The organism is Acinetobacter sp. YH01018, assembly GCF_013420295.1.
Lineage (GTDB): Bacteria > Pseudomonadota > Gammaproteobacteria > Pseudomonadales > Moraxellaceae > Acinetobacter.
Window position 1 is genome coordinate 1 of sequence record NZ_VOYL01000125.1, and the last position, 1,175, is coordinate 1,175.

A 1,175-nucleotide genomic window follows, 5' to 3' on the forward strand; every position below is an offset into this window, starting at 1 on the left:
AGGGACTGTTCTAAATTTTGTGTAAGTACTTAATTTTCATTTATCCTACTGAGGATAATAAAAAGAGGTACTTCACATGGATGAAGCTACAATCAAAAGTATGGCAGCTGAATTAGCTAAAGGTTTAAAAACTCCTGAAGATTTAAACCAAATGACAGCCATATTTAAAAAGTTCATGATCGAAACCGCTCTGAATACTGAGCTTTCTGAACATTTAGGCTATGAAAAGCATCAACCTAAGAAAGGATCTAATGCACGTAATGGTTTTAGCTCCAAAACAGTTCTAACACAAGATGGGCAGCTTGCTTTAGATATCCCTCGTGATCGTGACGGCTCTTTTGAACCACAGATTATTAAGAAGCATCAAACGCGCATTACTAGCATGGATGATCAAATTCTTTCGCTATATGCGAAAGGAATGACAAATAGAGAAATTGTTGCTTTTTTTAAAGAAATGTACGATGCAGATGTATCTGCCTCCCTTATTAGTAAGGTAACGGATGCTGTCATTGAACAAGTGACAGAATGGCAAAATAGAACACTCGATAGTCTTTATCCTGTTGTCTATTTAGATTGCATTGTTGTTAAGGTTCGTCAGCATTCAACAGTAATCAATAAATCAGTTTATTTAGCATTAGGCATTAACTTGGATGGCCAAAAAGAACTTCTTGGCATGTGGCTTGCTCAAACAGAAGGTTCCAAATTCTGGCTGTCAGTCATGACAGAGCTTAAAAATCGAGGAGTGCAAGATATTCTTGTTGCCTGTGTAGATGGGCTAAAAGGCTTTCCTGATGCGATAGCCTCTGTCTACCCTCATACTGACATCCAGCTGTGTATCGTACATGTTGTACGCAATAGCCTGAGATTTGTGAGCTGGAAGGACTACAAAGCTGTAACAGCAGGATTGAAGGCGATCTATCAGGCAAGTACAGAAGAAAATGCTTTAAAGTCCCTAGATATCTTCTGCGATCAATGGAATCACCAGTATCCAAAAATTGGAGAATCCTGGCGGGCAAATTGGGAAAATATCCGAACGATCTTTAGCTACCCTGCTGAAATACGTCATGCGATTTATACAACAAATGCAATTGAATCATTGAATAGCGTGATTCGCCATTCAACTAAAAAGAGAAAGATCTTCTCTTCTGATGATTCAGTGAAAAAGGTCATTTATT

1 protein-coding gene is annotated in these 1,175 nt (G+C 38.2%); it reads left to right on the forward strand.

The genetic code is table 11. The features are described 5' to 3' along the window. Window positions 1–76: 76 nt before the first annotated feature. A partial coding sequence (locus tag FTT83_RS15935; protein WP_180176850.1) for an IS256 family transposase occupies window positions 77–1,175 on the forward strand: 1,099 nt, incomplete at its 3' end.